The sequence below is a fragment of the Lacihabitans sp. LS3-19 genome (assembly GCF_024343575.1).
GTDB lineage: Bacteria > Bacteroidota > Bacteroidia > Cytophagales > Spirosomataceae > Leadbetterella.
Genome location: NZ_RJUA01000040.1, coordinates 1 through 2,124 on the forward strand (window position 1 = coordinate 1; position 2,124 = coordinate 2,124).

The window sequence follows — 2,124 nt, forward strand, 5'->3', positions numbered from 1 at the left end:
CGATACTTTGACTTGGAGTGGTTTATCTATCGCTTCGGGTGGTTCGGTCGTATTGACTTATGAAGCTACTGTTTTGGCTCCTGGTGTGGGTATTTCCTTTACCAATGTCGCTCAAGTGATTGCTTCTGACCAGTTTGACCCGAACTCAACGCCTGACAATGACGTACCTACGGAAGATGATTATGATTCCGTGACCCCTCGTGCTCAGATCGCGGATTTGAGTTTAACTAAAACTATAAGCAATTTAAATCCAATTGTGGGAGATGTAGTCATTTTTACATTAACCATCAATAATGCTGGGCCTGATTCTGCTACGAATGTTTCCATTGGAGATGCTATTCCAAATGGCTATGGAAACATTACCAACATAAGCAATTCTGGAAATTTATTAGTAGATTCTTTGGTATGGAATATTCCTACAATTTTGTCAGGAAATTCTCAAATACTAACTTATAAAGCTACGGTTTTGCCTCCTTTATCAGGCATTAGCTATACCAATATTGCACAAGTAGTAGGCGTAGACCAATTTGATCCAAATAGTACGCCAAACAATAATATTCCAACGGAAGATGATCAAGACCAAGTGGTAATAACTTTAGATAATAGTATTCCAATTGCAGTGGCAGGAACAGGCTTTACCATTACTTGCGTTGATAATACTTTAGGACAAGAAATTGGAGAAATAGCTGAAATTGGTCATACCTATAGCTGGTCGCCATCAATTGGACTTAGTGATGCTAATATTTCTAATCCGATCGCTTTGCCTTCAATAACCACGATTTATACGGTTACAAAAACCAATATTGTGAATGGATTTACGGCAACTGCATCAATTGTTGTAGCTGTAGATACGATTATGCCATTGCCTACAATCTTGGGTAATGATACTATTAGTGTCCTTCAAAGCAATGTTCTAAGAATTGCTCAAGGAGGAGAATCATATCTTTGGTCTAATGGATTAGGAACCAATGATACCGTAAGTATTTCTACGCCTGGCATTTATACCGTAACGGCAAAAAGCTTAAACGGTTGTACAGCAACGGCTACAACAGAAGTTATTGAAGTAAGATTTGGTTCCATTGGAGATTTAGTTTGGGCAGACTACAATAACAATGGCGTGCAGGAGCTTACTGAAAGTTTTATGGATAGTATTAAAGTTTACCTTTACGACGGAACTGGAACTGTGTTGTTAGATAGTACAATTTCAGATATTAATGGAAAATATCTATTTGATTCTTTGCCTTCTGGGAACTACAAATTATTCTTTAAAACCCCATCTGAGGCTATGGTTTCACCTCAATATAATGGAATTGACACCTTAGATAGTGATATTAATACGTCGGGATGGACTGAAACAATTAGCATTGATGTTACTAAACCTGTCAATGATACTTTGAGAAACAATACCAAAAAAGACGCTGGATATGTTCCTTATGGCTCTATTGGCGACTATGTTTTTGAAGATAAAGACTTTTCAAATACACAAAATGCTGGGGATACCCCATTGCCAAACGTTACGGTGTACTTACTCAATGCGTCAGGTGTAATTATTGACACGACAGTTTCAGGAATTGATGGAAAATATGTATTTAACAATGTAATTAACGGCGATTACCGTCTCCAATTTGTTAAACCAGTAGGAATGAATGCTGATTTGAAAAACATTGGCTCAGATTCTGAACTCGACTCAGACGCCGATCCAATTACTGGAATCACTGATTTGTTTAATGTGAATACAACATTGACCTTAAATGACCCTCTCAGAAATCTAAATGCTATGGACGCTGGATTTAATTTTTATGATCCAAAAATTAGATTGACTAAAGATGGAGTTTTGGTAGGAACAGGCTTAGTTGGAGATAAAATCACGTACGGATTTACGGTATTGAATACTGGAAATATCACGTTAAGCAATGTTTTCATTGAAGACACTTTGATTTCTAACAGTCCAATCAGTGTTTCACCAAACGTGTTGGCACCAAACCAAACTGGATTTGCAATAGCACATTATACCTTACTAGCTGCCGATATTGAAAGAGGCTATGTTGCAAACTCAGCCTTGGTATTCGGTACTGACCCAATAGGTGTAACTGTAACCGATACATCTGACAATGTGAATCCTTA

At 37.5% G+C, this 2,124-nt stretch carries 1 protein-coding gene; it reads left to right on the top strand.

From position 1 onward, the window contains the following. Window positions 1-2,124, top strand: a 2,124-nt coding sequence (locus EGI22_RS15085) for an SdrD B-like domain-containing protein (RefSeq protein ID WP_310588165.1), incomplete at both ends; no start/stop codon positions are given.